The following is a 3,948-nucleotide window of genomic DNA, read 5'->3' on the forward strand; positions in this document are numbered from 1 at the left end:
TCACGGACACCTATCAGGCGCTCGAAATTCAGTGCTACCGCGTGCCGGACCCGCGGAAGACGCGAGACGGCACTCCCGACGCTGAACTCCTCGACAGACTTCGGCCAGCGGTGACCAGACACCCGCGGTTGCTCATCGTGCCGCCGGAATCTCTGGCAGACATCGACGACTCCGACGAAACGTCAGAACCCGCACCCCTGACCTATTTCGACTACGTCGCCGCTGACTGGGTCCTTGCCAGTGACAGGCCTGACCTCGACCCGGTACTCACACGAGCACGGATGAATGGCGAGACCGATCCCCGGCTCGCATCGCCGACCGCATTGTTGGGTCTGTTGGGGGCGTCCGAAACTCCGAAGAAGCGACAAGCGATGGCGGACTTCGTCGACCTCGACACCTACCGCCGGCCGGCGTTCGCGACAAACGATGCCGCCGATGCGGCGGCGTTTCTCGACAAACTCTCCGATCCCGAATCCCGACCAGAACCGTCGAACGTCGAACAGGCCCGAACCAGACTCACCGTCGTCAAGGCAGCAGTCGACGATACGGCTCCACGCGAGGAACCGGACTATGCATTCGGCAGCGGAAACGAACACGAGGACCAATACGGACCGGTCCAGGATGTTCGCGCCTCTGACGTGGCACTGGGAGATCTGATGTTGATGGAGGACACCGACGAGTGGGTCGTTGTCGACACCGAACCCGAGCCCGACATCATCGAAGACTCGTTGCTCTCGTTGACCTGGCGCAGCGACACCGACGAGATGGGCGATCTTGCGATTCCGGACAGTTCGTACGTCTCGATTCGCAAGCCTGTTCAGGTACCTGAGCTGGCGTGACCTCTGTCGAGCTCGGCCGGCACCCACTGCCGTGCAGCCGAACGGCTGGCATTGATGCGGGCGCGGGCTTGGCTCTGCCCTGCCCTGCGATGCGGTGCGGTGCGGTTGCGTTGTTAAGCGGTGACCGCACCACCTCGACTTGGTCTTGGTATTCGACAAGTACTAACTGCGCTCGGAATTCCCGCGTTCTCGCTTACCGGAAGCCGTAAGACAACGTGTAAACAGCCTGTGCGCAATCGAGCCGCACCCAGGTGGGACGACGAAATTGGGATGTAGGGGCGGTCGCGACGGCCGTGCGGCTTTCTCGGTGTCGTCGTTATCGCGGAAAGTGTCTGTGACTGCCAACGGCGTCCGTGCACGCGGAGCCCTCTGTCGTCTGCTCCAGCATGCATGTCACATGCGGCCGATAGTGTCGAATCGTCGCGCCAACTCAGGCACGACGCGATCACGACGGAGCACAACGTGAGCATCTCCTTTCGCGCTATGCGCGCATTGCGCTGGTTGGCCGACAACGATCCAGCCGTTGCCCTTCCAGTACAGGTCTGCCCATATGACGATGCCCGCTTCGTGTACGACGAACTCGAAAATCTTGAATTGGTCGAAGACACCTACACCCTCGACGGCAGCTACGATTTTCATCTCACCACTGTCGGTAAGATGCGGGCCCGCAACACTGTTGAGTCGTACCGCGAGGAATTCGCACGCCGCCAGGTCCTGTCCTCGATCGCGCGCACCGGACACTTCACTGGCATCGTCGGCGGGCCGGACGGTGAAGACTTCACCGGCGCTCTCACTCATCAGGAAGTCGGATTGGCTCTCGATGACCTTGCGGACCGCAGGCTGATCACGGGACAGCGCAACGCCAATAACGAATTCACCTATGCCGAACTCACCCCGAAAGGCCACCGAGCCTTACGCAGTTCCTTCCCGATCGAGGATGCTGCGATGCCGGTGCCCGTCTCGAACCACGTCACGAACTACTCGGCCGAGAACTACGGAACCATCAGCAGCCAAGTCGTCGGCGGGCAAAACCACACCGTCACCGTCAACAACACCGAAGGCGTCACCATCGAGGAAGCCGTGGAGCTAGTGCGCACGCTTCGCAGCGACATCGCCTCCGCCCCAGCACATCCGAACATCGACCCCAGCGATGTCGAGGACGTTCTCGATGACCTCGATACCGTGATGTCGAAAGGCCTCAAACGCGGCTTGGAATGGTTCCGCACTGCGTGGGCCCCGGTCGCGGCCAACATCGCAACCGTCTACGGGCAAGAACTGGCCGACCGGACCTTCGCTATTGGTTCAGCACTCGTGACCTAACCGCTGCCACACACAGAACTAACCTCGAACATATGTTCTATGCTGAGAACGAAAAAGCGGGGAATAGTCCCGAAGGACTATTCCCCTGCTCAAGATTGCAGCGTTTCGCTTGTCTCGAAGTTTACGTGAAGATATTCCGGTGAGCAAACCTCTCGATCCAGTCACCGTGCATATCATCGCCGCATCGCAGGGTGCGGACGCTGATCCGTATTCCGCGCACATCTTCGTGCGGTTGTTGGACTTCTTTTCCGACACCTCGCCTTGGCAGCGCCGACTCTGGGATACCGGAACGGTTCTGGCATTGCGCGAACTCGACGAAGCGTCTCGTTGGCGCGAGCGGAACGTGCTTTCGACGAGCGCGGTTTCCTGGCTGGCAGACGATATCGAACGTCTCGCCGGCCGCGATCGGGGCGTCGGCGAGAAGGAACTGCGCACGCAGTTGCGAGCCACTCTCCGATCCGGAGTTCCGCACGGAAGCCGCCATCACCGAACACTGGCTCAGCTGACGGATCTGGTGCAGGACGGTTACATCGCGCGTTGGGCTGTGGCGGTGCAGGGATCCTCGCGGCCCTCGCCAGAGCGGTTAGCCCGGGCCGTTGCCTCGCATCTCCTCGACTGCGGATACAGCATGGGTTTTCTGCATCGTTGGGTCTCCGGGCATGTGTACGGCGGTCATTCCCTGGCCGAGTTGCTCGATTCTGCGGGAGCGTTGGCCCACGGCAGTGCCCACTCGTTCGAGGTAATGGTCCCATTCATCGCGCTGCCCAAGATGGAGTTGGCGCAGGATCTGCCGCAGTGGCGCACCGCTGGGCAGGTGAACGAGTGGATTCAGGACAAGACGAAGTCTCCAGGAGGCATCCTCACGTGCGGAGGCTTCCTCTACACAGTGGAGACCCGAGACACCTTCGGCGCAGCCGACGCTGTCGCCGAGACCGTCGATCGGCTGATTGCGCGTAGCGGCTACACCCGCAAACGGACCCGCGGCCACAAGATCCCGCTGCCGCTGGGCACAGTCTGGGTCAGCAGCGGCACGGACACTGAAAAGATCGAACTGCGCCGCGAACACGGGCGTGGGGCGTTCGTGCTGTCCCTACAGGCCGAGCGTCGGGTATACGACGTTGCTGAGCCGACAGCTCTCGACGACGCACTCGAACTTGCCGCATCGCTGAACTTCGGATCCCCCGGCCCTGCCATCTCCGGGGGATGGGCGGCCATCGAGGCCTTGCTGATCTCATCCGCCGACGGTGACGACACCCGAGACCGGGGCTCCGTCGCTGCCGATCGTATGGCCGCATTGGTGGCATGTTCATGGCCTCGTGGTGAATTGACCTCCTTGGCTCACCGCCATGACCCGGAAGAACCGGACCGGCTTGCGCTGGCACTTGCCTCTGCCGCCTCCAATCGGGAGAGGGCTCTATTGGTAGCGGAATCCCTCAAATCTGGTCGGTCGCTGGCATTGACACGGCCGACGGATATCGCCGCCCAGGAACGCATGAACCAGGTCGTGAAAGATCCTCGCCGCACCCTCAACGACGTCTCCAAACACATCACCACCGCGATGCGGCGCCTCTATCGACAGAGAAACCTGCTGATGCACGGCGGTTCGACTAACTCTGTTGCACTGCAAGCAACATTGCGGACGGCCGCCCCACTTGTCGGAGCGGGGCTCGACCGCATCACCCACGCCGCTCTGACCGACGGCATCGGCGCATTATCCTTGGCGTCGCGCGCAGGTCTGAATCTCAAACTCGTCGGTGGGACGGACGGGCGACACGTGGCAGACCTCCTC

The 3,948-nt window shown here is 61.9% G+C and carries 2 protein-coding genes and 1 pseudogene; all 3 read left to right on the plus strand.

Features of this window, described 5'->3' with window-relative positions:
* Window positions 1-839, plus strand: a pseudogene (locus ATN38_RS00285) (AAA family ATPase); the annotation flags it as partial.
* Between the two features lie 462 nt (window positions 840-1,301).
* Window positions 1,302-2,159: a hypothetical protein gene (locus tag ATN38_RS00290; protein ID WP_003944282.1), complete on the plus strand. Its 858-nt coding sequence runs from the start codon at window positions 1,302-1,304 to the stop codon at window positions 2,157-2,159.
* A 139-nt stretch (window positions 2,160-2,298) separates the two neighbouring features.
* Window positions 2,299-3,948: integrase (locus ATN38_RS00295; protein WP_218747385.1), on the plus strand; the 1,650-nt coding region annotated here is incomplete at its 3' end.

Source organism: Rhodococcus sp. FH8 (genome assembly GCF_019266085.1).
GTDB lineage: Bacteria > Actinomycetota > Actinomycetes > Mycobacteriales > Mycobacteriaceae > Rhodococcus_F > Rhodococcus_F qingshengii.